This is a genomic window from Nonomuraea lactucae (assembly GCF_003313395.1).
Taxonomy (GTDB): domain Bacteria; phylum Actinomycetota; class Actinomycetes; order Streptosporangiales; family Streptosporangiaceae; genus Nonomuraea; species Nonomuraea lactucae.
This window is the reverse complement of record NZ_QNFZ01000420.1, coordinates 1-1,028: the sequence shown is the minus strand read 5'-3', so window position 1 is coordinate 1,028 and position 1,028 is coordinate 1. Positions and strand designations below refer to the sequence as shown.

The window sequence follows — 1,028 nt, the reverse complement described above, 5'->3', positions numbered from 1 at the left end:
GGGCGAGGCGGTGGCCAAGATCTCCGCCGGGTCGGTCGCCGGCGAGCACCTGACCGCACTGGCCGGCGCGCGCACCGCCCTGCTCGGCGCGGTGCACGACGCCCTGCTGGCCCGGCTCGACACCGCGCTGGGCCGTACCCGGATGGAGTGGGACGCCCCGCCCGCCCTGGCGCCCGACGCCGGCAACCTCCTCAGCGCGCCGCGCTCCTGGCTGCACGAGCTGGCCATCACCGGGTGGCGCGGCGTGGACCACGACCTCGTCTCCGCCTCCAGCCAGACGATAGTGCTGCGCCGGATCCGGCGGCTGCTCGCCCACTACCGCGCCACCGAGCCGGAGCTGCCCGCCTGGTGCGAGGCGTTCGTGACCGGCGGCTACGCGCACTACTGCACCCTGCTGCCGACCGCGTTCGTGGCCGACGACACCGGCGTCCGGCAGGTGGGCGCCATGCTCGGGTTCCTGTTCTCCATGGAGGGCCTTGCGCTGTCCCTCGGATGCGAACGGGCCCAGCTGGAGCTCGCCGTGCAGCAGTCGCACCCCGAGGTGCCCGCCAAGGTGGCGCTGCTGTGGGCGGCCCGGTCGCAGCTCGGCCTGCTGCCGCTCGCCGAGCTCCGCTCCCGGTGCGACGAGCTGCTCGCCAACCCGCTCGTCATCCCGGCGTTCCCGCTCTACATCACCGGGTTCGTGCAGGCGCTGGAGTCGGTGCCGTCGCTGGCGCCGTTCGTGGTCGAGGTGATGTCCAAGGCGTTCGCGCGGCTGCCCGACTCCGTGCTGCTGCCGTGGCTGCCGAAACTGATCACCACTCTGTGGGATCAGGCGGCCGAGCTGGTGCCGGTGCTCGTACGGGAGGCCGGGCGCACGTTCCCCGCCGCGCTGGCGGACGTGGACGCCTGGACACCACCGTGGAGCGCGACGCCCGCCCGCCGGGCCGCTCCGGTGCCCGTACGCACTGGACCGGCGGACGCGCTCCTGGCCGGGCATCCGGCCACGTGCGACGCCGTGGCCGCGCTCCTCGGCTGCGACGGCGGCT

At 74.9% G+C, this 1,028-nt stretch carries 1 pseudogene; it reads left to right on the top strand.

Annotated elements, in window-relative coordinates:
• Window positions 1-1,028 (top strand): annotated as a pseudogene (locus DQW85_RS22330) (hypothetical protein); the annotation flags it as partial.